The 24,812-nt window shown below is 68.8% G+C and carries 31 protein-coding genes; 20 read left to right on the top strand and 11 right to left on the bottom strand.

The window, feature by feature from the left end; genetic code table 11:
• Window positions 1-29 precede the first annotated feature (29 nt).
• The 7 genes from Q9G87_RS04270 (at window position 30) to Q9G87_RS04300 (ending at window position 5,970) form a co-directional block, all read left to right on the top strand.
• Window positions 30-995, top strand: coding sequence for a hypothetical protein (locus Q9G87_RS04270; protein WP_305914833.1), 966 nt, complete (start codon window positions 30-32; stop codon window positions 993-995).
• A 146-nt stretch (window positions 996-1,141) separates the two neighbouring features.
• On the top strand, window positions 1,142-1,840 hold the full coding sequence (locus Q9G87_RS04275; protein ID WP_305914834.1) for a hypothetical protein: 699 nt from the start codon (window positions 1,142-1,144) through the stop codon (window positions 1,838-1,840).
• Window positions 1,841-1,884: 44 nt separating this feature from the next.
• Entirely contained in the window at window positions 1,885-2,373 is a 489-nt protein-coding gene (locus Q9G87_RS04280) for an RNA polymerase sigma factor (protein ID WP_305914835.1), read from the top strand.
• The gene (locus Q9G87_RS04285; protein ID WP_305914836.1) at window positions 2,363-2,902 is read left to right on the top strand and encodes a hypothetical protein; all 540 of its coding nucleotides are present in this window, start codon (window positions 2,363-2,365) and stop codon (window positions 2,900-2,902) included. Before Q9G87_RS04280 ends, Q9G87_RS04285 begins: the two co-directional genes overlap by 11 nt.
• 32 nt (window positions 2,903-2,934) lie before the next feature.
• Window positions 2,935-3,471 (top strand): hypothetical protein, encoded by a 537-nt coding sequence (locus Q9G87_RS04290; RefSeq protein WP_305914837.1) that lies wholly within the window; start codon window positions 2,935-2,937, stop codon window positions 3,469-3,471.
• Window positions 3,471-4,868 carry an alpha/beta fold hydrolase gene (locus tag Q9G87_RS04295; protein WP_305914838.1) on the top strand — a complete coding sequence of 466 codons (1,398 nt, stop codon included), beginning with the start codon at window positions 3,471-3,473 and terminating at the stop codon, window positions 4,866-4,868. Before Q9G87_RS04290 ends, Q9G87_RS04295 begins: the two co-directional genes overlap by 1 nt.
• Window positions 4,858-5,970 (top strand): helix-turn-helix transcriptional regulator, encoded by a 1,113-nt coding sequence (locus tag Q9G87_RS04300; RefSeq protein WP_305914839.1) that lies wholly within the window; start codon window positions 4,858-4,860, stop codon window positions 5,968-5,970. The genes Q9G87_RS04295 and Q9G87_RS04300 overlap by 11 nt, the downstream gene beginning before the upstream one ends.
• Before the next feature lie 27 nt (window positions 5,971-5,997).
• Here the strand turns inward: Q9G87_RS04300 and Q9G87_RS04305 are convergent, their stop codons facing one another.
• Both Q9G87_RS04305 and Q9G87_RS04310 read right to left on the bottom strand, forming a co-directional pair.
• Complete coding sequence (locus tag Q9G87_RS04305; protein WP_305914840.1) at window positions 5,998-6,828, bottom strand: undecaprenyl-diphosphate phosphatase; 831 nt, start codon at window positions 6,826-6,828, stop codon at window positions 5,998-6,000.
• Between the two features lie 80 nt (window positions 6,829-6,908).
• Window positions 6,909-7,718 (bottom strand): NmrA family NAD(P)-binding protein, encoded by an 810-nt coding sequence (locus Q9G87_RS04310; RefSeq protein WP_305914841.1) that lies wholly within the window; start codon window positions 7,716-7,718, stop codon window positions 6,909-6,911.
• Between the two features lie 74 nt (window positions 7,719-7,792).
• Between Q9G87_RS04310 and Q9G87_RS04315 the strand changes: the two genes are divergently transcribed.
• The 4 genes from Q9G87_RS04315 (at window position 7,793) to Q9G87_RS04330 (ending at window position 10,469) form a co-directional block, all read left to right on the top strand.
• Window positions 7,793-8,728, top strand: coding sequence for an AraC family transcriptional regulator (locus Q9G87_RS04315; protein WP_305914842.1), 936 nt, complete (start codon window positions 7,793-7,795; stop codon window positions 8,726-8,728).
• Window positions 8,725-9,243, top strand: coding sequence for an HAD domain-containing protein (locus Q9G87_RS04320; protein WP_305914843.1), 519 nt, complete (start codon window positions 8,725-8,727; stop codon window positions 9,241-9,243). The genes Q9G87_RS04315 and Q9G87_RS04320 overlap by 4 nt, the downstream gene beginning before the upstream one ends.
• 63 nt (window positions 9,244-9,306) lie before the next feature.
• Window positions 9,307-9,498: a PspC domain-containing protein gene (locus Q9G87_RS04325; RefSeq protein WP_305914844.1), complete on the top strand. Its 192-nt coding sequence runs from the start codon at window positions 9,307-9,309 to the stop codon at window positions 9,496-9,498.
• 101 nt (window positions 9,499-9,599) lie between these two features.
• Window positions 9,600-10,469 (top strand): alpha/beta fold hydrolase, encoded by an 870-nt coding sequence (locus Q9G87_RS04330; protein ID WP_305914845.1) that lies wholly within the window; start codon window positions 9,600-9,602, stop codon window positions 10,467-10,469.
• A gap of 104 nt (window positions 10,470-10,573) precedes the next feature.
• Here the strand turns inward: Q9G87_RS04330 and Q9G87_RS04335 are convergent, their stop codons facing one another.
• Window positions 10,574-11,197, bottom strand: a complete 624-nt coding sequence (locus Q9G87_RS04335) for a hypothetical protein (protein WP_305914846.1) — start codon at window positions 11,195-11,197, stop codon at window positions 10,574-10,576.
• Window positions 11,194-11,745 carry an RNA polymerase sigma factor gene (locus Q9G87_RS04340; RefSeq protein ID WP_305914847.1) on the bottom strand — a complete coding sequence of 184 codons (552 nt, stop codon included), beginning with the start codon at window positions 11,743-11,745 and terminating at the stop codon, window positions 11,194-11,196. Before Q9G87_RS04340 ends, Q9G87_RS04335 begins: the two co-directional genes overlap by 4 nt.
• 149 nt (window positions 11,746-11,894) lie before the next feature.
• Between Q9G87_RS04340 and lipB the strand changes: the two genes are divergently transcribed.
• Complete coding sequence (gene lipB, locus Q9G87_RS04345) at window positions 11,895-12,530, top strand: lipoyl(octanoyl) transferase LipB (protein WP_305914848.1); 636 nt, start codon at window positions 11,895-11,897, stop codon at window positions 12,528-12,530.
• Window positions 12,531-12,539: 9 nt separating this feature from the next.
• Here lipB and Q9G87_RS04350 read toward each other — a convergent pair whose 3' ends face one another.
• From Q9G87_RS04350 to Q9G87_RS04365, 4 genes are all read right to left on the bottom strand, one after another.
• Window positions 12,540-12,929 (bottom strand): type II toxin-antitoxin system VapC family toxin, encoded by a 390-nt coding sequence (locus Q9G87_RS04350; protein WP_305914849.1) that lies wholly within the window; start codon window positions 12,927-12,929, stop codon window positions 12,540-12,542.
• Window positions 12,926-13,153 (bottom strand): FitA-like ribbon-helix-helix domain-containing protein, encoded by a 228-nt coding sequence (locus Q9G87_RS04355; protein WP_305914850.1) that lies wholly within the window; start codon window positions 13,151-13,153, stop codon window positions 12,926-12,928. The genes Q9G87_RS04350 and Q9G87_RS04355 overlap by 4 nt, the downstream gene beginning before the upstream one ends.
• Window positions 13,154-13,221: 68 nt before the next feature.
• Window positions 13,222-14,754 (bottom strand): amino acid permease, encoded by a 1,533-nt coding sequence (locus Q9G87_RS04360; protein WP_305914851.1) that lies wholly within the window; start codon window positions 14,752-14,754, stop codon window positions 13,222-13,224.
• A gap of 142 nt (window positions 14,755-14,896) precedes the next feature.
• Window positions 14,897-15,442, bottom strand: coding sequence for a type 1 glutamine amidotransferase domain-containing protein (locus Q9G87_RS04365; protein ID WP_305914852.1), 546 nt, complete (start codon window positions 15,440-15,442; stop codon window positions 14,897-14,899).
• Between the two features lie 86 nt (window positions 15,443-15,528).
• Here Q9G87_RS04365 and Q9G87_RS04370 point away from each other — a divergent pair, with 86 nt between their 5' ends.
• Window positions 15,529-15,795: a heavy-metal-associated domain-containing protein gene (locus Q9G87_RS04370; RefSeq protein WP_371825723.1), complete on the top strand. Its 267-nt coding sequence runs from the start codon at window positions 15,529-15,531 to the stop codon at window positions 15,793-15,795.
• A 51-nt stretch (window positions 15,796-15,846) separates the two neighbouring features.
• On the opposite strand, the gene Q9G87_RS04375 is transcribed toward Q9G87_RS04370, so the two are convergent.
• On the bottom strand, window positions 15,847-16,290 hold the full coding sequence (locus tag Q9G87_RS04375; RefSeq protein WP_305914853.1) for a MarR family winged helix-turn-helix transcriptional regulator: 444 nt from the start codon (window positions 16,288-16,290) through the stop codon (window positions 15,847-15,849).
• An 87-nt stretch (window positions 16,291-16,377) separates the two neighbouring features.
• On the opposite strand from Q9G87_RS04375, the gene wrbA reads away from it, so the two are divergent.
• Window positions 16,378-16,980: an NAD(P)H:quinone oxidoreductase gene (wrbA, locus tag Q9G87_RS04380; RefSeq protein ID WP_305914854.1), complete on the top strand. Its 603-nt coding sequence runs from the start codon at window positions 16,378-16,380 to the stop codon at window positions 16,978-16,980.
• Here wrbA and Q9G87_RS04385 read toward each other — a convergent pair.
• Window positions 16,955-17,311 carry a ribosomal maturation YjgA family protein gene (locus Q9G87_RS04385; protein ID WP_305914855.1) on the bottom strand — a complete coding sequence of 119 codons (357 nt, stop codon included), beginning with the start codon at window positions 17,309-17,311 and terminating at the stop codon, window positions 16,955-16,957. The two genes, wrbA and Q9G87_RS04385, sit on opposite strands and share 26 nt — an antisense overlap.
• Before the next feature lie 147 nt (window positions 17,312-17,458).
• On the opposite strand from Q9G87_RS04385, the gene Q9G87_RS04390 reads away from it, so the two are divergent.
• From Q9G87_RS04390 to Q9G87_RS04410, 5 genes are read left to right on the top strand one after another with little or no spacing between them, the layout of a single operon-like run.
• Complete coding sequence (locus Q9G87_RS04390; RefSeq protein WP_305914856.1) at window positions 17,459-19,273, top strand: ABC transporter substrate-binding protein; 1,815 nt, start codon at window positions 17,459-17,461, stop codon at window positions 19,271-19,273.
• A complete protein-coding gene (locus Q9G87_RS04395) occupies window positions 19,270-20,325 on the top strand; it encodes an ABC transporter permease (RefSeq protein ID WP_305914857.1) in 1,056 nt (351 codons plus the stop codon). Before Q9G87_RS04390 ends, Q9G87_RS04395 begins: the two co-directional genes overlap by 4 nt.
• Window positions 20,322-21,203, top strand: a complete 882-nt coding sequence (locus Q9G87_RS04400) for an ABC transporter permease (RefSeq protein ID WP_305914858.1) — start codon at window positions 20,322-20,324, stop codon at window positions 21,201-21,203. Before Q9G87_RS04395 ends, Q9G87_RS04400 begins: the two co-directional genes overlap by 4 nt.
• On the top strand, window positions 21,200-22,165 hold the full coding sequence (locus tag Q9G87_RS04405; protein WP_305914859.1) for an ABC transporter ATP-binding protein: 966 nt from the start codon (window positions 21,200-21,202) through the stop codon (window positions 22,163-22,165). The genes Q9G87_RS04400 and Q9G87_RS04405 overlap by 4 nt, the downstream gene beginning before the upstream one ends.
• Complete coding sequence (locus Q9G87_RS04410) at window positions 22,162-23,169, top strand: ABC transporter ATP-binding protein (protein ID WP_305914860.1); 1,008 nt, start codon at window positions 22,162-22,164, stop codon at window positions 23,167-23,169. Before Q9G87_RS04405 ends, Q9G87_RS04410 begins: the two co-directional genes overlap by 4 nt.
• On the opposite strand, the gene Q9G87_RS04415 is transcribed toward Q9G87_RS04410, so the two are convergent.
• Window positions 23,163-23,729: a nucleoside deaminase gene (locus Q9G87_RS04415; RefSeq protein ID WP_305914861.1), complete on the bottom strand. Its 567-nt coding sequence runs from the start codon at window positions 23,727-23,729 to the stop codon at window positions 23,163-23,165. The two genes, Q9G87_RS04410 and Q9G87_RS04415, sit on opposite strands and share 7 nt — an antisense overlap.
• A 110-nt stretch (window positions 23,730-23,839) precedes the next feature.
• Between Q9G87_RS04415 and Q9G87_RS04420 the strand changes: the two genes are divergently transcribed.
• Window positions 23,840-24,808 carry an antibiotic biosynthesis monooxygenase gene (locus Q9G87_RS04420; protein ID WP_305914862.1) on the top strand — a complete coding sequence of 323 codons (969 nt, stop codon included), beginning with the start codon at window positions 23,840-23,842 and terminating at the stop codon, window positions 24,806-24,808.
• Window positions 24,809-24,812: the final 4 nt, after the last annotated feature.

Here is a 24,812-nt window from a genome sequence, read left to right on the forward strand (position 1 = left end):
ATCGATGAAGTCATCAGGTGGTGAAAAAGATGGGAAAGATCATCGGCCTCGTGGTCGGGGTCACCCTGCTGGGGATGCTCTTCGCGGGATCGTTCCTCGGCGCGTTCCACCAGCCGGAGCCGCACGGCGTGCCCGTCGCGGTCGTCGCGCCCGGCGAGCAGGTCGCACAGCTCCAGGCGGGCATCGACCAGCGCAAGGAGGGGGCCTTCGCGCTGAGCGAATACACCACGGCCGACGTCGCGCGGGCCGCGCTGCTCGACAGGGAGGTGGACGCGGTGCTCGTGCCGCAGGAGGGCAAGCTGATCGTGGCCAGCGCGGGCGGACGCACCGGCGCCACGATCATCACCTCCGCCTTCCAGGCGGCGGCCCAGGCCCAGGGGCGTCCGTTGCGGGTGGAGGACGCGGCACCGCTGCCGCCCGGCGACTCCGGCGGCATCTCCGGCATGTTCTACGTGCTCGCGCTGGTCCTGCCGGGCATCGCGCTGGCCGTGCTGATGTTCCAGGTCGCGCCCGGGCTCGGTTTGGGCGGGCGGCTCGGCGTGCTGGCAGCCGGCTCGCTGGTCGCGGGCGCGGGCAACGCGTGGCTCGCCGACACGGTCTTCGGGGCGCTCCCGGGTCGGTTCGGCTGGCTGGTGCTGGTGTCGTGGGGCATCTCACTGGCGATCGGGCTCGTGGTCGCGGGACTGCGCAAGCTCCTCGGCGTGCCCGGGGTGGGGGTCGCGGCGCTGCTGTTCATCCCGATCGGGCTGCCGGCCAGCGGCGGGCCGCTCGGGGCGCGGTACATCCCGGAGTGGTACGCCGCCGTCGGGCAGATCCTCCCGCTCGGACCGGCCGCCGAGGCGGTGCGCAACACGGTCTTCTTCGACGGCGCGGCCCTGTGGACGCCAGTGGGCGTCCTGGCCCTGTGGGGCCTGCTGGGCCTGGTGCTGCTCGCCCTGCCGGGCCGCCGCCCCCAGCCCGGTGTCGTCGTCCCGCGCACGCCCGTTGCGGCGTGACGCACCGGCGCGGCCGGCTCTCCACGACGGAGGTCCGGCCGCGCTCCGGCGGCCCGCGCCGCCTGATCTTCTCCGCCTATGAGCGGACGAGCCGTCCTCCAGCAGGCGGACGACCGCGGGCACACTCCCGGCCTACCGTCAGCGCCATGTTGAACGACCAGGTGACTTTCCGCCGCGTCACGGCAGGCGTCCTGCTGATCGTGGCCCCGCTGCTCCAGGCCATCGCCGTCGCCGTCGACCCGGGCACCTGGGGCGACGACAGAGAGGCCGTCAGCTTCGGCGACAACCCCGCGCTCGCCCAGACCCAGTCCGTCCTCTACCACTGGAGCTGGATGCTCATGGCCGTCGCCGTGCTCGGCCTGGTGCACCTGACCAGGCGCAAGGCCACGTGGTTCGGCCACGTGGCGGGCGCGCTGACGATGCTCGGCTACCTCGCCCTCTCCGCCCTGCTGATGGGCGACCCGGTGGAGTGGTGGCTGGGGCAGCACTATCCGCCGGAGCGGGCAACGCAGATCATGGACGAGATGATGAACCTGCCCGGCGTGATCTTCGGCTATCAGCTCCCGTGGATGTTCTTCGGCCTCTTCGGCCTGCCGGTGCTGCTCGTGGCCGTGTGGCGGACCGGGTTCACAGGCTGGTGGGTGCCGCTCGTCGTGGCCGCCGGCTACCTCGGCTCCTTCGCGGTCCCGTACGGCCCCGCGATCGTGCCCTTCTGGACCGCGCCCGTCGTCGCCCTCGGCTGGGTCGGGGTGAAGATCCTCAGGATGGGCGACGAGGCGTGGGCGGCGTACTACCGTCCGGTCCAGAGCGCTGACGTAGCGGGCGAAAACGTTATTGCCCGGTAAACCCCGCGGCTGTCTCATGTCTGTATCCGATTGTGGTGGTGCAGGTGACGCGGGACGTCGAAGAGGGTTTCGCCTGGTTCTTCCGGGCGCAGTTCCCGCGTGTCGTGAGCACGGTCTACCTGATCCTGCATGATCACGGCCATGCGGAGGAGATCGCGCAGGACGCGTTCATCCAGCTCTTCGAACGCTGGACGAAGATCTCCCGGTACGAGCAGCCCGAAGCGTGGGTACGCAGGGTCGCCATCCGCATGGCCGTACGGCACGCCCGCCGCGAACGCTTACGCAACCTGTTGGAACGCCGAGGCGACGGCTGGACCGCGCCTGATGACGTGCCGGTGGACGTCCACGCAGCGGTGCTGCGGCTGCCACCGGCACAGCGCGCCGCGGTGGTGCTCTTCTACTTCGAGGACCGCCCGATTTCGGAGATCGCCGACTTTCTGGGCTGCACCCGTTCGACGGCCAAGGTCCACCTGCACAAGGCCAGGCAGCGGCTGGCGTCCCTCCTGAAGGAGGAGATCGACGATGTCCTTTGAGCGGCGCCTGCGTGAAGGGCTGGTCGCGGCAGCGGCCCGGGTGGAGCCGGACACCGAGCGGGCGCTGGTCCGGGTACGGCTGCATCGCCGGCGCCGCCGCCTGTTTCGTCCGCTGGTCGCGGTGGTGGCGGTGGCCATGACGGTCCTCCTGGTGCCCGTCGTCCTGGCTCTCTCCGCCGAGCGCCGGGACGAGGCCGTCACGCGGGAGCTCGCGGCCACGTACACAGCCGAATTGCCGGACACATCGGGGCTGAACCTGGCCGGCAGGTGGTTCCTCACCGTCCGGCCCGACGGGTCCGCCAATGTGGGCGGACCGCCGGGGCTCACGGTCAGGGGGCCCGGGCCCGCGGGCACGTACGTCCGGATCGACGACGAGCGACTGCGTACCAACCTCTTCTACAACGACCTGTGCACCGGGGAGGGGCTGTACGGCTGGCGGCGTGACGGTGACGTGCTGACCTTCACGGTCGTGGAGGACACCTGTGCGGCGCGGCGGATGTTGCTGACGTCGAGCCCGTGGAGCCGGTAAACCTTCCCGCCCCATCGGGTCTGTCTACGGGCATGAGGAAGCATCACTGGCCGGCAGCACTGCTCATCGGCCTGGCCTTGACCGCGTGCGCGGATACGGCGCCGAAGGAGCGTGCCGTATCGCCCGGCTCCCCGGCGGCCGTCGAGGCGAGACTGCCTGAGGGCACCTATCGGACCTCGCCTGTCGGACGGGACCGGATCGAGGCGGTGCTGGAGGAAGGCGGCTTCGACGCCAAAGAGATCGAGGGCGTCACGGGGCGGATGTCGTCGCAGGATCGGGTCGTCTTCACGCTGAAGGCGCAGGGCGGCCGCTGGACACAGTTCCAGTCCGTCAACGGCGGCCCGGGCGAACTGGGCTGGAGCGGCACCTACCGGGTGATCGACCTCGAGACCGTGGCGGCCACGGACGCCTGCGGCACGGTCACCTACACGTACCAGCTCTCCGGCGACCAGCTGCGGCTGAAGATGACCGAGGACACCTGCGAGGGTATGGCCGGCGACAGCAGGACGGGCGAGCTGATGGCGCAGACCATGATCTATCACAGTGCTCCCTTCGAGAAGGTGTCGTGATGCGCGCCGTCATCGCGGTCCTGCTGCTTCTGACGGCGACCGCCTGCAGCCAGGCGCCCGCCAAGCAGCCCACGCCACGGCTGGGGTATCAGGGCATCGCCTGTCCCGCGGACGTCCTGGCGGAGATCGTCGATGTGGAGGCCTCGTGCGGCTACCTGACGGTGCCGGAGTCACGGGTCAAGCGCGACGGGGCGACGGTTCGGCTGTTCGTCATCCGCTTCGAACCACCCGGAACGGCCTCGCCCGATCCCATGGTGGTGGTGGGCGAGACGCTGGGGCAACGCAAGAACTACGGAGAACTCGCGCCCTTCGCCTCGCGTACCCACCGTTCTGTGATCTTCCTCGACCAGCGGGGGATCGGTTTGTCGGAGCCCAGCCTGGCCTGCCCGGAAGTCCGGGCGATCGCTCCTGAACTGGCCGGGCTGCTGATGGCGGAGGTGAAGGGGCCGCTGCTGGAGGGTGTGCGGGCCTGCCGTACCCGGTTGGAACAACGGGGCATCGACCTGACCGCCTACAGCCTCCGCGAGAGCGCGGCGGACGTGGCCGATCTGCGCGAGGCGCTCGGCCTGGAGCAGGTCAACCTCACGAGTTTCGGCACCGCGTCGCTCCTGGCCCTGGAGGTCATGCGCCACCATCCCGAGCACATCCGCTCCGTCGTGCTGGACAGCCCCGCCCTCCCCAACCTGCGCGTCGACCCGGACACCCGCCTGCGCGAGGTGCTCGCGAGGGCCGGCGACCTGTGCGCCAATGCGCCCGGCTGCCGGGCGCTGACCAAGGACCTGCGCCGCTCGTTCGACAAGGCTCTCGCCCGGCTTCGCGACAAGCCGGTCACCGTCACCGTGCGGTCGGCCTCGGGCAGGGACGTCAAGGTCGTCGTGGACGACGCGGCGCTGACGAGACTGGTCACCTCCACCTTGGGCTACGGAGGCAACGTCCAGGCGGTCGCGGAGCTCGTGACCGGACCTCCCGACTGGGGGAGCGTCGCCGCGGACCTGGCCAACGACGAGGGCATGTGCGCGGGGTTCATGCCTGAGTGCGCCGGTGGGCTGACGCACGGCCTGTACTACTCGCTGACCTGCCCGCATGCCGCCGGACCGCACGCGGAGGCGTGCACCGTCTGGCCCGCGGGCGAGGCACCGTCCGGCGAGCCGGTCGCCTCGGACATCCCCACGCTGATCACCATCGGGGGACTGGACACCTTCGGCGGCTCGGCGCCGGATGTGGCGGCGGCGACGAGATCGCTCACCCGCGCCCGCCTTCTGGAGATCCCGTCCGGCAACTACGGCGCCTACCGCGAAGACTGCCCCCGCCCGATCCGCAACGCCTGGATCGACGATCCCGCCGCCCCGCTCCGCAACGCCGACTGCGTGAAGGAGGTCGGACCGCGTGTGGGCTGACGTGCCATTCACCGGCCGTACGGGAGAGCGCCAGGCGATCAGGGCAGCGCTGCACCAAGGCAGGGGGATCCTGATCGTCGGCGAGGCCGGGGCGGGCAGGAACAGGCTCCTGGCCGAGGCGGTCCCGTGGCACGAGTCCGTGGTGCGGGTGGTGGGCATGACCCCCGAGACGCCGTTCGGGGCGTTCGCGCACCTGCTGCCCGGTACACCGGACCCGGTCAACCCGGTCGGCTGGGCGGCGGATCGCCTCGCCGCGGACGTCCTCGTGGTGAGGGACACGCACCTGCTCGACGCGTCCTCGGCGGCGCTGTGCGGGCACCTGGTCAGGAACCTGGGCGTACGGCTGGCGGCCACCGCTCTCGCGGGCGCGCCGATCCCGGGCCCGCTGCTGGCGCTGTGGAAGGACGGCATCCTGGGCCGCCTCGACCTCGGACCGTTGTCCGTTCACGAGACGGCCCGGCTGCTGGCCGGGATGCTCGGCGGGCAGGTGGAGGGGCTGACGGTCCGGCGGCTCTGGCACGCGACCCAGGGCAACCCGCGCTTCCTCGTCGAGCTCGTACGCTCCGGGCAGCTCGCGCACAGCGGCGGCCTGTGGCGGTGGCATGGGGAATTCGTGCTGACCGAGCGGCTCCGGCAGCTGATCGAGGCCGCGATCGGAGAGGTGAACGAGGCCGAGCGCGAGGTGTTGGAGTTCGTCGCCTTCGGTCCGTCGCTGGACCTCGACGCACTGCTCGAGCTGGTGTCCGCCGAGGCCGCCGAACGGCTGGAAGGGCGCGGCCTGATCGTCTTGGAACGTTCCGCGGCCCGGGTGCGGCTGCGTCACCCCTTGTTCGCGTACGTGATCCGGACATGGGCTGGACCCGTCCGGACTCGTCACCGGCTGGCGAAGGTCATGAGGTTGCGGGGTGGCGACGACCAGGAGGACCTCCAGCTGAGCGCCCGCGAACGCGAGGTCGCCCGCCTGGCCTCGTGGGACCTGACCAACAGGGAGATCGCCGAACTGCTCACGGTGTCCCAGCGCACGGTGGGCAACCACCTGTACCGGATCTACGCCAAGCTCGGCGTCAACGACCGCCGCGACCTGGCTCGCCTGTTGGCCTGAGCGATGCCTTCCGCAATGGGAGCAGCCCTACCCCTGCGGGGGGATCCAGTCGAGGGTGACCGCGAGTATGACGAAGAACCCGAGCACGATCCGGTAGATCACGAAGCCCGTGAAGCGGTGGGTGCTGATGTAGCGCAGGAACCAGGCCACCGCCAGATAGCCGACGATGAACGAGATGATCGTGGCGAGGATGGTCGGCCCCCACGCCGGAGCCGGCCCATTGCCGATCTCGCTGAGCTCGAAAATGCCCGACGCCAGGACGGCCGGGATGGCCAGCAGGAAGGAGTATTTGGCCGCGTCCTCGCGGCGGTAGTCGAGCAGCAGGCCCGCGGTGGTGGTGCCGCCGGAGCGGGACACGCCGGGGATCAGCGCGAGGGCCTGGGCGAAGCCGTAGACGATGGCGTGGGTGAAGCTGAGGTGTTTCTCCAGCGTGAGCTTGTTGCGGGCGGTGCGGTCGGCGAACCACAGGATGAGCGCGAAGACGATCAGCGTGGTGCCCACCAGGCGCAGGTCGCGGAAGACGGTCTCGATCTGGTCCTTGAGCACCAGGCCGAGCACGCCGATCGGCAGCGTGCCGACGATGACATACCAGCCCATGCGGGCCGCCCAGTGGCTGCGCAGGTCCTTGTTCCACAACGACCTCGTCCAGGTGGAGATGATCTCCCAGATTTCCTTGCGGAAGTAGATGATCACGGCCGTCTCGGTGCCGATCTGGATGACGGCCGTGAACGCCGCCCCCGGGTCCTGCCAGCCGGCGAAAGCGGAGACCACCCGGATGTGGGCGCTGGAGGAGATCGGCAAGAACTCCGTGAGTCCTTGGATCAACCCCAGAATCACCGCTTCGAACCAGCCGATCACAACGACACCTTTCGAAAACACGAGAGTGACGAGGTGAGGTTAGCGGAAATAGGGGACCCGGGAGCCGCTCTCAGACGCGACTAGAGCTTCCAGACGTGGGCGTTGGCCCTGGCGAAGTCGGCGAAGTCGCGGGCCGGGCGGCCGAGCGCCTGCTGGACGCCGTCGCTCACGCTCGCGTTGCGGCCGTCGAGGATCTCGGTGAACATCGCGGACAGGCTCTCCGCCTCCGCCTGGGGCAGGCCGTGCGCGACGGCCGCGGCCACGTACTCCTCCGGCGTCACCCGGACGAACGAGATCTTCCTGCCGGTGGCCTGGGACAGCTCCTCGGCGGCGTGCGCGAACGTCAGCAGCCGCGGCCCGGTCAGTTCATACAGCTTGCCGATGTGGCCGTCCTGGCTGAGCGCCGCGGCGGCCACGTCGGCGATGTCGTCGACGTCCACGAACGGCTCGGGCACGTCGGCGGCGGGCAGCGCGATGACGCCCTCGCGCATCGGCTCCAGCAGGAAGTCCTCGCTGAAGTTCTGCATGAACCAGCTGCAGCGCACGATCGTCCACTCCGCTCCCGACTCCTGGACGGTCACCTCGCTGGCCTGCGCCTCCGGCTCGCCCCGGCCCGACAGCAGGACCAGCCGCCGCACCCCGTTGCGTACCGCGAGCTCGGTGAACGCCTTGATGTCGTCGTACGCGCCGGGGAAGGCCGCGTCGGGGTAGTAGGCGAGGTAGACGGCCGAGACGCCGTCGAGCGCGGCCGGCCACGTCGAGCGGTCGGCCCAGTCGAAGGGCGGTGTGGCGGAGCGGGACCCGATGCGTACGGGCAGGCCGAGAGCGGTGAGCCGGTCGGCCACGCGGCGGCCGGTCTTTCCCGTGCCGCTGGTTACCAAAATCGTCATGTGTCCAGTAAGCCGTCGTGCGCGGCAGACTCTCCATGGTTGAGAAGCGCAATCCCATATGCGATCGTCTGGCCATGGACCAGCTCGCGGCATTGCTCGACGGCCCACGCGCGCGTGGCGCCTTCCTGCTCCGCGTGATCCTCGATTCGCCCTGGTCGCTGCGCATCCAGGACGAGGCGCCGCTGGCGGCCACCGCGGTGGTGCGCGGGCAGGCGTGGGTGGTGCCCGACAAGGGCGAGCCGGTACGCGTCGGGCCGGGCGAGGTCGTGATCAACAGAGGGCCGGAGCCGTACACGGTGGCCGACGATCCCGGCACCGCGCCGCAGATCGTGATCCACCCAGGCGAGCGCTGCACCACGATCGACGGCGAGCCGCTCGCGCAGGCCATGGACCTGGGCGTGCGGACGTGGGGCGACAACCCCGACGGCGACACCGTGATGCTGACCGGCGCCTACACCATGGAAGGCGAGGTCAGCAGGCGGCTGCTGGAGGCACTGCCCCCGATGATCGTCCAGCCCGGCGGGCCGATCGCCGCGCTGCTCGGCGCCGAGATCGTCAAGGACGAGCCCGGACAGGAGGCGGTCCTGGACCGGCTGCTCGACCTGCTGCTCATCGCGGTGCTGCGGTCGTGGTTCGCCACCCATGAGGCGCCGGCCTGGTACCGCGCCATGAGCGACCCGGTGGTCGGCAAGGCCATGCGGATGTTGCACAACAACCCCGCCCACCCCTGGACCGTCGCCGCCCTGGCCGCCGAGGTCGGCGTCTCCAGGGCGTCGCTGGCCCGGCGCTTCACCGAGCTGGTCGGCGAGCCGCCCATGTCCTTCCTCACCGACTGGCGTCTCGCCCTGGCCGCCGACCTGCTGCGCGAGCCCGACGCTACGATCGGGTCCGTCGCGAGGAAGGTTGGGTACGGCAGCCCGTTCGCGCTCAGCGCGGCCTTCAAGCGAGTGCGGGGGATCAGCCCGCAGGAGTACCGCGTACGGGACGCGACGGCCGGAGCGGTGACGTGAAACCTCTGCTGCTGCTCGACGTGGACGGGGTCCTCAACCCCATGGGCCGGCCCACCCCCGACTTCCGCCGCTACCGGTGCACGATCGACGGCGAGCTCTACATCGTCCACCTCAACCCCAGGCACGGGCGCCGCCTCCTCGACCTGGCGCTGGCCACCGGGGCGGAGTTGGTCTGGGCGACCACCTGGGGGCACCACGCCAACGACTGGATCGCCCCCCGGATCGGCCTGCCCTCGCTCCCCGTCATCCCCGTGACCCCGGACTTCCCGCCGCCCCCGAGGAGCGAGTACGGCGAACTGTTCAAAACCCCGTGCGTGGCCGCGTACGCCGGCCGCCGCCCGTTCGTCTGGTTCGACGACCAGATCTGGGCGGAGGACGAGGAGTATCTCAGGGTGCATCGGGGTTTGGATGATTTCCTCCTCATCCACGTCGACCCGGCACATGGACTGACCAGCCGTCATCTGGGCATGGCACGTGAATGGCTGACCCTTACAGGGTTTTCTCAGGGTTCTTAGCGGGAGTTCTGCGGCCTGGCTGTCCGTTTTCCAGATAGGTCGTCATTCACGGAGGAATCAATCATGTACCGCTCACGAGAGCACAGGATCATCGCGGGAGTCTGCGGGGGCCTCGCCGACAAGATCGGCCTGCCGCCCACTCTCGTCCGGATCCTCTGGCTGCTTCTTTCCCTTATCCCGGGCCCGCTGTGGGTCGTCTACGTCGTCATGTGGATCCTCATCCCTGAGGAGCCCAAGGGCTACCGTACGGCGTAGTCCCCGCGACTCGGCAGAGACCCCGGACACGCCGTCCGGGGTCCGATGAGTTTCGCCGCTCCCGCTGGTCTCCATCACAGGCATCGAGAAGGAGCGACCACATGACGAGCGAGCCCAAGTCCCACACCCTAGAGGTCCCCGGTGCGACTCTCGCCTATGACGTACGGGAGTCCGCAACGAGCACCGCCGCGACGCTGTTGATGATCGGATCGCCGATGGACGCCAGCGGGTTCGCCAGCCTGGCCGGGCACTTCCAGGATCGTACGGTGGTGACCTATGACCCGCGAGGGATCGGCCGGAGCCGGCGGACCGACGGCGGCGCGGAGTCGACGCCTGAGCAGCACGGCGACGACCTGCACCGGCTGATCACCGCGCTCGGCGGCGGGCCGGTGGACATCTTCGCCAGCAGCGGGGGCGCCGTCAACGGACTGGCGCTGGTGGCCCGGCATCCGGAGCAGGTCCGCCTGCTCGTGGCCCACGAGCCGCCGGCCGCCCAGGTCCTGCCGGACCGGGAGCAGGCACTGGCGGCGGTGGCGGACATCCGCCAGACGTACGATCGGGACGGCTTCGGACCGGCGATGGCGAAGTTCATCGCGATCAGCAGCCTGCGCGGCCCGATCCCAACCGATTTCGCCGATCTGCCCGTTCCGAACCCCGCCGACCTCGGGATGCCGACGGAAGACGACGGTTCCCGCGACGACGTGCTGTTCCGGCAGAACCTCATGACCTGTACGCACTACCAGCACGACTTCGAGGCGCTCCGCGCGGCGCCGACCCGCATCGTCGTCGGCGTCGGAGCCGAGTCGGAGGGCGAGATGGCCCACCGCGCCGGCGTGGCGGTCGCCGAACGGCTCGGGATCAAGCCCGTGACCTTCCCCAGCCACCACGGCGGTTTCCTCGGCGGCGAGTTTGGCTACAAGGGCGACCCGGACGCCTTCGCCGTCACGCTCCGGCAGGTCCTGTCCGAGTAGGGCGGATTCTGATCCACGCGCAGGCGCCCCCGCTGCCCGCGCGCCCGAACGGGCCGCGCAGCGGGGTGCTGCGCGGCCGCTCGACGTCCGGTGGCCGGTGATGGTCAGCTGCCGGCGGGCGGTTGCCCCTCGGAGCCGCCGACGTCGTTCCAGGTCGGGTCCTCGACGGCGACGCACGGCTTGACCGGGCCGGTGATCAGGCCGGTCGTGAGCCGCCAGAGCACGCCCTCCTTCTTCTGCCCGGCCGACGGGTCGCTCTCGCTGAACTCCAGCAGCAAGGTCTGGTCCTTGCCGATGTACTTCGGATAGATCTCCAGACCGCCGGGCAGGTGCGGCCGGGTGACGTTGGCCGAAGGCGACTTGCGGAATTCCTCCGTGCCGGGTCGCCCCTGGCCTCCGGCGCGCTTGCCCCGGTCGGGATCGCACTCCGTGCCGGCCTTGAGGTAGGTGACGTCGGCCGTGACGCCGGCGTCCTTCAGATCCCGCTCCAGCCGGTCGGCGTCGCGGAACTCGTTGATCTCCACCAGTACCGTGCCGTCGGCGCTTTTGCTCACGGCGTAGGCGGGGGTGTCCGTGCCCGTCAACAGCGGCACTGCGATCGCCGCCGCGGCGGTCAGCCCGGCTACCGTGCCCCCGGCGTAAATCCTGCGAGCAACGCGGCGGCGCCGTTCGGCGCGGGCCGTGATCTCGGCTTTCAGATCCATCAGCAGGTGCTCCTCGAATGTCATCCTGGTGCTCCATCCATGACGAAGGGCAGGTTTCGCAGCGTCCGGCGGGCGCGGTGCAGCCGTACCTTGGCGGCCCCCTGCCGGATGCCGAGGGCCTGCGCCGCTTCCGTGACCGTGAGCTGGTCGATGACGACCAGCTCGAGCACGGCGCGTTCGCCCTCGGGCAGGTGGGCCATGGCCTCGAAGACCTGCCTGGCGTGGCGCTCAGCGTCGATCCGCTCTTCCAGCCTGGCGACGTCGTCGGTGTCCAGCGGTCGGCGCCCGCTCACCCGATCGGTCAGCTGGTGCTGCTTGTACGCCCGGCGCCGCTCGGCCGAGATCGTCTTGCGGGCCACTCCGTAGAGCCACGCGATCTCGGTGCCCAGTTCGGCCCGGTAGGTGTGGGCCGAGTCGAGCACCGCTACGAACACCTCGGCCACCAGATCCGCGACGGTGTGCGGGTCGTCGACGCGACGAGCGAGGAAACGGGTGACCGCATCGACGTGCCGTCGGTAGAAGGCCTCGAAGGCCACAGGATCTGTGGCGATCTTCGCCTGTTTGCGACGCACCGGCCGTGCTCCCTTCGTCGATTCACACCCCTGCTTGGTGAGAACCGGAGAAAGGGTTACAAGCTTGGACCATTGTGGTGTTGATCTGCATCTTCGTTCTGGCGGGATGTGCGTGCGCCGGTGTCCGGGAGGCGTCTTATCCTCGAAGCATGAGGGCAAGGCCGCTGACACTCATTCAGGACGATCTCGTCGACTACGACACGGCGATGGAGCGCATGACCGACCTCGTCGGGCAGCGCCAGCGGGACGAGCGGCCGGACACGCTCTGGCTGCTCAGCCATCCGTCCGTCTACACCATCGGCCGCCGCACGCCGCTCACCCACTTGCCCGACCCCACACGCGGCATCCCGGTGGTCGAGACGGGGCGCGGCGGGCAGCTCACCTACCACGGCCCCGGGCAGCTCGTCGGCTACCTGATCGTCAAGCTGGACGAGGACCAGGGCATCGTCGACTACGTCCGCGAGGTGGAGCTGCGGCTGGTGGAGGCGCTGGGCAAGCTGGGTCTGCCCGCTGAGCGGCGCGACACGCCGCCGGGGTCCGAGCTGCTGACCGGCGTCTGGACCGTCGAGACCGGCCGGAAGATCGTCTCCATCGGGATGCGGCAGAGCCGGGGTGTCACCAGCCACGGGTTCGCGCTCAACGTGGACGGCGACCTGACGCCGTGGGACTGGGCGGTCGCCTGCGGGATGCCGGACGTGGACATGACCTCGCTCAGGCGCGAGCTGGGGACTGCTTCCATGGACGAGGTCCGCACGGCCGTGGCCGCCGCCTTCGAGGCGTCCTGACCTCGGGGATCAGCTGCGCGGAAACACCTGCACGTCGGCGTTGTGGGCGCTTCCGGCCAGCTTGCCGTCGCAGGTGAAGAGGGGAGCTTCCAATGCCTCGGCCAGTGCGAGGTAGGAGGCGTCGTAGGAGGTGTAGTTGTACCGCAACTCCCACACTCGATCCGCGATCCCCTTGATCTCATAACGGGAGATTCTCAGGGCGAGATAGTCGGCTCGTGCCCGCTCGGCTGCGGCGGTGGTCAGCTTGCCGCCCAACGCGAGCCCCCGCAGGGTGGACAGGACCTCCACATCGAGCAGATGCGGGGCATGGACACTTGCCTGAAGGGCGTCGAGGAGCTCTAGTGGTGCCTCGCGGCCGACCAGTGCCTCGACCATTGCCGAGGAATCGATGACGATCATCGCCTGCCCTCTGCGACGGCCTCAAGTATGTCGGCGGTCGACGGCCCCTGGGAGCGATCTTGTGTCTTCAGTCGCTTGACTATCTCGGCATTAGTAGGGCGGGCGGCGATATCGGCTAGCTCTCTGGCAACGTAGGCCGAAAGGGACAAGCCTGCTTCGGCGGCGCGCTCCTTCAACGACTCGGCGACCGGCTCGGGGACATCGCGAATATAGAGGGTTGCCATATCCACGATGCTAGCAGGTTGCAAGCAAGTGGGTACGGCTCGCGGGAGCCGTACCCACTGACAAGGCGTCAGGCGGTCGGGACCTCGTCGACCGTGCGGCGAGGACCTGTGAACCAGTGCTTGGCCGACAACTTCCACCACAGGGCGATGCCGACGAGCACGAGCCCTACCGCGATCGGCGCGTAGTTGACCGACGTCCAGGTGAAGTCGGGGTTGCCCGGTACGCCGGCCGGCGAGAACGGCATGATGAAGTAGATCGAGACGATCACGATCTCGGCGCAGGCGATCCAGCACAGGACCCGATATTTCTTGCCGAGGGTCCACGGGCCGGGCTCGAAAGAGTCGCCCATGCGCAGCCGCAGCCAGATCGGGATGAGGAACGCCAGGTAGAGCCCGATGACCGCGATCGACACCACGGCGTAGAAGGCGACCGGCGTGCCCGGCAACCCGGGAGGGGCGTACAGGGCGGGTAGCGTGATCAGCGCGGCCGCCACGCAGCCGCCGAGGATCGCGTTGACGGGGGTGCGGTTGCGGTCCACCTTGGACCACAGCCGCCAGCCGGGCACTGCGCCGTCGCGCGAGAACGCGTACGTCATCCGCGACATCGACGTCACGCAGCTCATCCCGCAGAAGAACTGCCCGATCGTGGAGATCGCGAAGATCGCCGTGGCCAGCGGAGAGGAGAGCGCGGTCTCGAAGATGGCGCCGACGAACCCGCCGCCCTTGTTGATCGCCTCCACGTTCGTCGCGGCGAACAGGAACGACAGCAGCAGAATCCAGCCGCCGATCGCCGAGTAGAAGATCGACTGCCACAGGCCGCGTGCCGCGCTCTTGGCGGCTCCCTGCGTTTCCTCCGACACGTGCGCGCAGGCGTCGAAGCCGGTGATCGTGTACTGGGTGAGCAGGAAGCCGAGCGGCAGCACGTACAGCCAGAAGGGAAGACCGTCGGAGCCGTCGCCGAAGCCGGAGTTGTTGTTCGTGCCGAAGAAGACGAAGTCGGCCGTCTGGTGCTGGCTGGGCGCGAAGATCAGGATGGCGACGATGATCACGGCGCCGGCGACGTGCCACCAGACCGAGACGTTCTGCAGCACCGAGATCAGCTTGTGGCTGTAGATGTTGATCAGGGCGTGCAGCGCCAGGATGATCACGAATAGCAGGAACGCCTGGGGGAGCGTGGCTTCCCAAGCGCCGCCGGTCAGCCGGTTGAGGGTGATGTTGAGGAACGTCGCGCAGCCGTAGTCGACCGACGCGGTGACGGCGATGAGGCCGATCAGGTTGAGCCAGCCGGTGAACCAGCCGTGGATCGGCTTGCCCATCTTGGCGGCCCACCAGTAGATGCCGCCCGCCGTCGGATAGGCCGACACCAGCTCCGACATGCAGAAGCCGATGATGAGGATGAACAACGAGATCAACGGCCAGCCCCATGAGATGGCGATGGGGCCGCCGTTGTTCCAGGCCTGTCCGAAGGTCGTGAAGCAGCCGGCGAGGATCGAGATGATGGAGAAGGAAATGGCGAAGTTAGAGAATCCGCTCCAGGTACGGGCCAGCTCCTGCTTATAGCCGAGCTCGGCGAGTCGCCTGGAATCCTCGTCAATGGTCATGAGGTCTCCCTGGGGGCGCGGAGGACGCTCCAATTGGACTACATCTAGACCATTTCCTTTCAGGTGACAAGGCGTTACACGCGAGTTTCGATGCGGTCAGGGCAGAAAGAAGCCCGCGGCCCGGTGGACCGCGGGCGGTAGGTTACTGGCCGAATGCGTCGTTCGCGGCCTGGCAGAAGGCCTTGAGGTCGTCCGGCTTGCGACTGGTAACGAGCGTGTTCGGGCCGGCCGTGCACACCATGACCTCCTGGTCCACCCAGGTCGCGCCGGCGTTGCGCAGGTCGGTCTGGAGGCTGGGCCAGGACGTGAGCGTACGTCCGCGCACCACGTCGGCCTCGATCAGAGTCCAGGGCGCGTGGCAGATGGCCGCCACCGGCTTGCCCGCGTCGAAGAAGGCGCGGACGAACTGCACGGCCTGCGGCACCGTACGCAGGTAGTCGGGGTTGGCGACACCCCCCGGGAGTACGAGGCCGTCAAAGGCGGTCGCGTGGGCGCCGTCCGTCGTGTCGTCCACGGCGAACATGTCGCCCTGGCGCAGGTGGTGGAACGCCTGGATGTGGCCGGGTTCGGTGGAGATGAGCCGGGCCGCCCCGCCGGCCTGCTTGACCGCCTTCCAGGGTTCGGTGAGCTCCACCTGCTCCACTCCCTCGGGAGCGACCAGGAACGCGATGGTCTTGCCGTTCAGCATGTGAACTCCTCCCCACGGGCTTTTCTCCCACCTATCCGCCTGGGTGAGATGTATGCGCTTTTACCCCCTAGGGGTATAGTGCCGCTATGACTGTTACGACATACCAGGTTGAAGGCATGACCTGCGGCCACTGCGTCAGCTCGGTGACCGCCGAGGTCGGCAAGGTGGCCGGAGTGAGTGGGGTCCAGGTGGACCTGACGTCCGGGGCCGTGACCGTGACGAGCGTGGAGCCGCTCGACCGCGGGCTGGTCGAGGCCGCCGTGACCGAGGCCGGTTACGAGCTCGGCGGCAAGGTGGAGCTGCTGCCGCAGGTGAGCGGCGGCTCGTGCTGCGGCTCCGGTGGTTGCCACTGACCTGTTCCTGCACCTTTGAGCCCGCCGCGCCGCCCCGGTGCGGCGGGCTCGCTATTCGCCCAGGTGATCGAGAAGGGTTCGGCTGATGTCCTCGAGGTGGCGTAGCTGCTCAGGGCTGAGGACGTCGACGAGATTGGCGCGCACGCTCGTGACGTGCAGGGGAGCCGCCCCCTGCAGGGCCTGAAGGCCCTCGTCCGTGAGCACGGCCAGCCATCCGCGCCGGTCCACGGCATAGTGCTCGCGGCGCACCCAGCCGGCCTGCTCCAGCTTGTTGACCGCGTGAGAGATGCGGCTCGGCTTGGACCGGGTCCACTTGGCCAGCTCGGCCATCCGCAGCGTCCTGTCCGGCGCCTCCGACAACATGACCAGCAGCTCGTAGTAGGTCAGCGGCATGCCGGCGGCCTGCAGGTCGCGCTCGAGACGCTCGGTGAGCAGTCGAGTCGCCGTGCCGAACGCCCGCCAGGCGCGCTGCTCTTCCTCGCTGAGCCACTTCATGTTCCTCAACCTATCAAAGGTTGCGCGCTGAAATAACTGACTGTACTGTCGTGCTGAATCTTTCAGTGCTGAACTAAGGACAGTGAGATGGTCAACGTCGCCGTCATTTACTACTCCTCGACCGGGACGATCGCCGAGATCGCCGCCGAGATCGCCCGGTCCGCCGAGCAGGCAGGCGCGCGGGTGCGGCTGCGCCGGGTGGCCGAGCTGGCGCCGCAGGAGGCGATCGACGCCAACCCGCGCTGGGCCGAGCACGCCCGCGCGAGCGCCGCCGTCCCGGTCGCTGAGCCGGACGACATGGTCTGGGCCGATGCGGTGATCTTCGGTACGCCGACGCGGTTCGGCAACGTCTCCTCGCAGCTGAAGCAGTTCATCGACACGCTGGGCGGGCTGCAGGCCCAGGGTTTGCTGGCGGACAAGGTCTACAGCGGCTTCACCTCCACCACGACAGCGCACGGCGGCCACGAGTCGACGCTGCTCGCGCTGGGCAACACGTTCCACCACTTCGGCGGTGTCATCGTGCCGCCCGGCTACACGGACGAAGCCAATGCCAACCCGTACGGGACCTCGCACCATGACGCGTTCGGCACCGCCCCGGTTGGCGAGTCCACCAGGGCGGCCGCCCGCGCTCAGGCCGAGCGAGTGGCGAAGTTCGCCGAGGTGGTCAAGGGCACGCGGGTGGCCGCCTGAGCCACAAGACGTGGGCGGCGAAGGCGGCGCCCGCACCGGCGGCGTACCAGAAGAGGTCGGGCGGGTTGAAGGTGCTGCCCAGCACTGGACGCAGGACGGAAGGAATCTCCGTGAGCTGGGCGAACTCGATCGCCCAGCTCAGCCCCGTGGCCATCAGGGCGGCCACCCATGGGCGGATCACGGGCCGGATCAGCAGGACGAGCGCGTAGATCAACACGGTGTAGAGAGCGTCGCCTGCGTATTTGGACACCGGGCCGTCCCACACCACCCGCACCCCCAGCCCGGCCGCGATCGTCAGGGCGGCGGCGAGGGTGACGGGCAGGCGAGACACGCAGCTCACGGTAGTCCCAAGGGGACTGAAAATTTACACCGCCAAAGGAAACGAAGATGAAACAATTTTCCGTGATGCGTTGACACGCGGTCTTCGTATGGTGTGCCTTTCTCTACACAGGAATCCCCGCCTGAAGGTGAGGCACTTATGAGGAAATGGCTCGCGCGCCTGGCAGCGCTGGGCGTGGCGCTTTTAGTAGCAGGTCAGGGCACCACCGCCGCCCTTGCCCAGGACCCGTCGGCGGGGAAGAAGACCATGCGCGTCGGCGCGACGCAGGCCATGGACTCGATGAACCCGTTCCTGGCGGTCCGCTTGGTCTCGACGTCGATCCACCGCTGGATGTACGGCTTCCTCACGGTCCCCGACTCCAAGACCCTGCAGCCCAGCCCCGACCTGGCCGAGTCGTGGACCACGTCCGAGGACGGGCTCACGTGGACGTTCAAGATCCGCGCGGCCAAGTGGTCGGACGGCAAGCCGATCACGGCCGACGACGCGGCCTGGACGTTCAACAAGATGATGACGGACGAGGCCGCCAAGACCGCCAACGGCCCGGCGGTGGAGAACTTCGAGAGCGTCACGGCCAGCGGCCAGGACCTGACCATCAAGCTCAAGTCCCCGCAGGCGTCCATGCTGGAGAACCCGGTCCCGATCATGCCGAAGCATGTCTGGGAGTCGGTCACCGACATGGCGAACTACGACGCCGAGAAGTACCCGAGCGTGAGCAGCGGCCCGTACATCGCCGTCGAGCACAAGAAGGACCAGTACGTCAAGCTGCAGGCCAACCCGAACTACTGGCGCGGTGCACCGAAGATCAACGAGCTGCAGGTCATCTTCTACGACAACCCGCAGGCCGCCATCGCGGGACTGAAGAACGGTGACATCGACCTGATCGGCCGCCTGTCGCCGCCCGAGTTCCAGGCCATCCAGAACGACCCGAACATCGAGGCGTGGAACACCCAGGGCCGGCGCGCGTCCTACCTGCAGATCAACCACGGCGCCACCACGACCGACGACAAGCCCGTCGGCGACGGCCACCCGGCGCTGAAGGATGTCAAGGTCCGCCAGGCGCTGCACTACGCCATCGACAAGCAGAAGCTGGTCGACGAGGTCCAGAACGGCCTGGCCAAGCCGGCCGACGGCTCGATCGTGCCGCCCATGTACACGGACTTCTTCTGGGAGGCCACCGGCGACACCAAGGTCGCCTACGACGCCGCCAAGGCCAACCAGATCCTCGACGACGCCGGCTACAAGAAGGGCGCCGACGGCGTCCGCACGATGCCCGACGGGAAGCGCAAGCTGGAGTTCCGCTTCACCATCCACACCGACACCCCGATCGAGGACAAGCTCGCCGAATACCTGACGGGCTTCTTCAAGGAGATCGGCATCACGCTGACCACGGTGAAGCTGGACTCCAGCAAGTTCAGCGAGGAGACCGGCGTCACCGGCAACTTCGACATCGCGATCAGCGGCTGGTCGGTCAACCCCGACCCCGAAGAGGTCATGGCCACGCACCTGTGCAGCCGCAGGCCGGCCCCGGGCGGCGAGGGCGGCGGCACCGAGTCGTTCTTCTGCGACGAGACCTTCGAAAAGCTCTACCAAGACCAGTTGAAGGAGCTCGACCGGCCCAAGCGCGCCGAGATCCTCAAGCAGATGCAGGAGCGGCTCTACACCCAGGCGCCGATCATCGCCATCTACTACCCGAACGACCTCGAGGGCTACCGCAAGGACCGGATCACCAGCATCACCCCGATCCCCGAGACCAAGGGCCTGCTCTACGGCGGCAGCGGCTACTGGCCGTTCTACACCGTGGACGTCAAGGCCACGGCGACGGGCGGCGGCGCGAGCGGCGGCGGCTCCAACACCGGCCTCATCGCCGGCATCGTCGGCGGCGTGGTGGTCGTGGGCCTGGCGGCCTTCCTCCTGACCAGGCGGCGCAAGAGCACCGCCGACGAACGCGAATGACCACTCCTCTCGAAGCAGCAGAGCCCGCCGCCGTCCAGGCGGCGGGTCCTGGTGACGAGCGCCCCACCCACCGCGGCACGCTGCAGTACGCGCTGTCCAAGGCGGGTGGGGCGTTGTTCAGCATCGCCATGGTGATCGTCGGCACGTTCTTCCTGTTTCGGCTGCTGCCCGGTGATCCGGTACGCAACCTGGCGCAGGGCCGCAACATGACCCCTGCCCAGCTGGATCTCGAACGGCGGAAGCTGGGCCTGGACAAGCCGCTCATCGAGCAGTTCGTCGACTTCGCGGGCGACACGCTCCGGCTCGACCTGGGCACGTCGTACGAGTACAAGCGGCCCGTGCTCGACCTGATCGGCGAGCGGCTCGGCCCGACGTTGCTGCTGGCCGGGACGGGCCTGGTCATCGCGGTCAGCCTCGGCATCTGGCAGGGGACGCGGGCCGGGTGGCGGCACGGCAGCCGGTTCGACCGGTTCTCCACCGGTGCGTCGCTGGTGTTGTGGTCCGTGCCGACGTTCTGGCTCGGGCTGCTGCTGATGATGGTGTTCGGCGTCGGCATCGGGCCGATCCCGGGCCTGTTCCCGTTCCGCGGCATCGAGAGCGTGGACGCGCCCGACGGCTTCGCCTACATCCTGGACGTGGCGTACCACATGGTGCTGCCGTGCCTGACCCTCGTGGCCGTGGTCTACGCGCAGTACCTCCTCGTCATGCGCTCGTCGCTGCTGGAGGAGGTCAGCCAGGACTACGTCACCGTGGCGCGCGCCAAGGGCCTGAAGGACGACGACGTACGCCGCCGGCACGCGGTGCCCAACGCCCTGCTGCCCACGGTGACGCTGGTGTTCATGCGCGTCGGCTTCGTGGTCGGCGGCGCGGTCACCGTGGAGACGATCTACACCTGGCCCGGTCTGGGGCAACTGTTCTACGAGGCGGTCCGAGTGCCTGACTTCACGCTCATGCAGGGCACGTTCATGCTGATCACGGTGGCCGTGATCCTCATGAACACGCTGGCCGACGTGGTCTACCACATGCTCGACCCGCGAGTGAGGGCAGCATGACCAGCGTCGCCAGAGCCCGCAGACGGCTCGCGTTGAGCCGTTTCTGGGCCGATTTCCGCCATCACCGCGCCGGAATGATCGGCCTGGGCGTCCTCGTCGCCGCCGTGGCGCTCGCGCTGGTCGCGCCGCTGTTCATCAGCGAGGACGTGACCAGCGTCGTCAGGGGGACCGGTGAGAAGTGGGCGGCACCCAGCCTGGGCGAGCCGTTCGGCACCGACGAGTCCGGGCGCTCGATCCTGCTGATGGTCTGGTGGGGCTCGCGCACGTCGCTGCTGATCGGCTTCCTGGCCGCGCTGCTCAGCATCGTGATCGGCCTCGTCGTCGGAGTCGCGGCCGGTCACTTCCGCGGCTGGCTCGGCGGCACGCTCATGCGCGTCACCGACTGGTTCCTGGTGTTGCCGTCGCTGGTCACGGCCCTGGTGCTGGCGGCCATCCTGGGCGGCAGCACGTTCACGATCATCATGGCGATCGGGATCACGACCTGGCCCTCGACCGCCCGCCTGATCCGGGCGCAGACGCTGGCCGTCGAGGCTCGCCCGTACATCGAGCGGTCGAAGGCACTCGGCGCCGGGCACTGGCACATCACCACCCGGCACGTGCTGCCGAACGTGGCGCCGCTGCTGCTGGCCAGCACGACGCTGGAGGTGGCCAGCGCCATCGTCACCGAGTCCACGCTGGCCTTCCTCGGCGCCAGCGCGAACAAGACCTCCTGGGGGACCATGCTGCGCGGCTCGTACGACTACGGCGCGGCCACCCAGGGCGCCTGGTGGTACATCCTCATCCCCGGCCTGGCCATCCTCGGCGTCGTCATGGCGTTCACCCTGGTCGGCCGGGCACTGGAGGCTGTGTTGAACCCTCGCCTCAGGAGGGCCGCATGAGTTTGCTCGAACTCGACGACCTGTCGGTGACCTACCGCATCGCCTCGGGCGAGGTGCCCGCGGTGCGGGGTGTGTCGCTGACGCTCGACTCCGGAGCGGCACTCGGAGTCGCCGGCGAGTCGGGATCCGGCAAGTCGACGCTGGCCATGGCGCTGCTCCGGCTCCTGCCCCGGGACGCGCGCGTCGGCGGCCGGATCCTGCTCGACGGTGATGACGTCCTCGCCATGAAGTGGGGCCGCATGCGGGCGGTGCGCTGGGCGGAGGCCTCGATCGTGTTCCAGGGAGCCCAGCACGGGCTCAACCCGGTGCGCAGGATCGGCGACCAGATCGCCGAGCCGCTGCTCGTGCACAACCTGGCCAAGCCGGACGCCGCTCGCAAGCGCGTCACCGAGCTGCTCGAACAGGTCGGCCTGCCGGCCTGGCGGGCCCGCAGCTACCCGCACGAGCTGTCGGGCGGGCAGCGGCAGCGCGTGATGATCGCGATGGCGCTGGCCTGCTCACCCCGGCTGATCATCGCCGACGAGCCGACCACCGCACTCGACGTGATGGTCCAGGCCCAGGTCCTCACGCTGATCAAGGACCTGGTGGCCCAGCACGACATCTCGCTGCTCATGATCTCGCACGACCTGTCGGTGCTCGCCGACGTGTGCGACCAGCTCGCGGTCATGTACGCGGGCCGCGTCGTCGAACACGGCCCCTCGCACGAGGTCTTCCACGACGCCAAGCACCCCTACAGCCGGGCCCTCGCCGCGGCGTTCCCGACGGTGGGGGACCCGGCGTCGCGGCTGGCGCCCAAGGGGCTCGGCGGCGACCCGCCCGACCCGATGCAGCTGCCGACCGGCTGCTCGTTCCACCCGCGCTGCCCGGTCGCGCTGGAGGAGTGCGCGACCATGGACGTGGAGCTCTGGGCGGCCGGCAAGGGCCGTACCGCGGCCTGCGTGCACGTACAGGAGGCCTCATGACAGAGACGCAGACCGCCGCCGAGGCGGTCTCGACGACGCGGCCGACCTTGCTGGAAGCCCGTGACCTGCACGTCGATTTCGCCTCCCGCGGCCGCCGCGCCCGCGCCGTGGACGGCGTGAACCTCGCGATCGGCGAGGGCGAGATCGTGGCGCTGGTCGGCGAGTCCGGCTGCGGCAAGACCACGCTGGCGCGCACCTTGCTCGGCCTCGAACGCCCCACCTCCGGCGAGGTCCGCTACGGCGGCGCCGCGCTGGACTACTCCTCCAAGGCGCTCAAGGCCTACCGCCGGCAGGTGCAACTCGTCCTGCAGGACCCGACGGGCTCGCTCAACCCCCGTCACACGGTGTACGAGGCCGTCGCCGAGGGCCCGCGCATCCACGGCCTGCCGGACGAGCGGGAGGTCGTGGCCACGGCCCTGTCCAGGGCGGGGCTGCGGCCGCCCGACCGGTTCTTCCTGCGCTACCCGCACGAGCTGTCCGGCGGGCAGCGGCAGCGCGTGGTGATCGCGGGCGCCCTGGCGCTGAACCCGAAGGTGCTGGTGGCCGACGAGCCGGTGGCCTCGCTCGACGCCTCCGTGCGTGGCGAGATCCTGGCCCTGCTGCTCAAGCTGCGGGAGGAGCTGGGGTTGTCGGCGCTGGTCGTCACCCACGACCTGGGGCTGGCCTGGAACATCGCGGACCGGGTGGCCGTGATGTATCTGGGCAGGATCGTCGAATCCGGGCCTGTCGAGCAGGTGCTGACCGCGCCGCGGCATCCGTACACGCAGGCGCTGATGTCGGTGTTGCCCGAGTCTCCCGAGCGGGTGGTGCTGACCGGCGAGCCGCCGGACCCGACGCGGATTCCTGGCGGGTGCCGCTTCCACGCCCGTTGCCAGGTGCTCGCCTCCGGGCGGGCGGCCGAGGCCGGGGTGGACGCCAAGTGCCGGGCGGAGCCGCTCGCCATCCTGCCCGCGGTGTCCGAGGCGCAGGCGGCCTGCTACTACGCGGACGCTGTCGTTCAGTAGGGGTGATGGTCGGGCTTGTTCGCCCAGGTCGCGTACGCTTGGGCGCCGAGCTCGGGATGGATTTGATCCAGCTCGATCTTTCGCTGGTCGTAGGGTTTCGTGAAGTCTTCGTACTGGAAGGCGTCGTCGAAGCCGATCTTCCGGGTCGCCTCCAGGTCCGCGCTGAAGTGCACGGCGTCGATCCTTGACCAGTAAATGGCGCTCATGCACATGGGGCAGGGATAGCCGCTCGTGTAGAGGGAACAGCCCATGAGCATCCTGGCCCGCTCGGGCAGCGGGTCGGGCGACCCAGCGGGGCGTGGCACGAGCTCGAGCGTCGACTCGTTCTGGTGTTCCTCCGGGACGGAGGGCGCCTGCGGATTCAGGACCTGAATGGCCTTGCGGATCGCCTCGACTTCGCCGTGCGCGGTCGGATCGCCGGTGAGGAGGACACGATTCTGGCCGCGGGCCACAATTTCTCCGTCCTTGACGATGACCGCGCCGAACGGGCCGCCCCATCCATGAGTCACTGACTCGGTGGCGAGCCGTACGGCTTCGGCCATGAAATCCTTGGGTGTCATTTGATGACCTCCGGCAGGTAAAATACAACTGAAATTTCGACCCTGATCAACGTTATGGTGGATTCGTTGCCGCATTTCTTCCCTGGGTGCCCTGGACTACACTTGCCCAGGTGAAGCCTTATGCGCACCGCGGACCCGGAGGCGGCGTCGCCGCTGTGGTGATCTCCTCTAAAGTCCGCGAAGGCCGCGAGGTGGACTATCGGCGCTGGCAGCAGAAGATAAATGACACCATGCGCTCGTTTCCTGGTTTTCAGGGCTCGGACGTTTATCCGCCTATTCCTGGCGAGCAGGATGTCTGGGTGGTCGTGTTCCGCTTCTCGAGCACCACCGAATTGACCGGGTGGCTGGATTCGGAAACGCGAAGAAGACTGCTCGAGGACGTTCGCCCGCTGCTGGAGAAGCCCTCGGAACTGGAGATCCTGGCAGGGGAGCCGCCGACGAGGGAGGCGGTCACGGCAGTGATCTCCCACAACGTGCAACCGGGGCGTGAGCGTGATTTCCAGCGCTGGCAGGACAAGGTGCGCAAGGCGCAGGAGAAGTTCCCCGGATTCCTGGGGTTCGAAGCGTTCGAACCCGTGCCGGGTGTCCAGGAGCACTGGGTCGTCATGTTCCGCTACGACACCCGGGAGCACCTCGACGACTGGCTCGAGTCCGGCACCCGCAGGAAACTCCTGGACGAGGGGCGCCACTACTTCGCCGACTTCGACGTGCGTACGGTCAAGTCGGCGTTCAGCGGCTGGTTCCGGTTCAACGGCGAGACGGCGCGAGAGCCCCCGCCCAACTGGAAGCAGGCCATGTCCGTGCTGCTGGGCCTCTATCCCACGGTGATGATCCTGAATTTGACGGTGGGCCGCGCGTTCGAGGCGGTGCGCCTGCCCGGATACCTCGCCATGTTCATCAGCAACGGCTTGAGCGTCTCCATCCTCACGTGGCTGATGATGCCGCTCGTCAACAGAGCCTTCACGTCCTGGCTGTCGCCCAGCGGGGGCGGCTCGCCCTTCACGAACATCGCGGGCGCGTTGGTGATGGTGGCGTGCATGGCGCTGTGCATCGCCGTCTTCGGCCTGATCACGAGTTAGACGG

Source organism: Nonomuraea turcica, assembly GCF_030718205.1.
In the GTDB taxonomy this organism is placed as follows: Bacteria; Actinomycetota; Actinomycetes; order Streptosporangiales; family Streptosporangiaceae; genus Nonomuraea.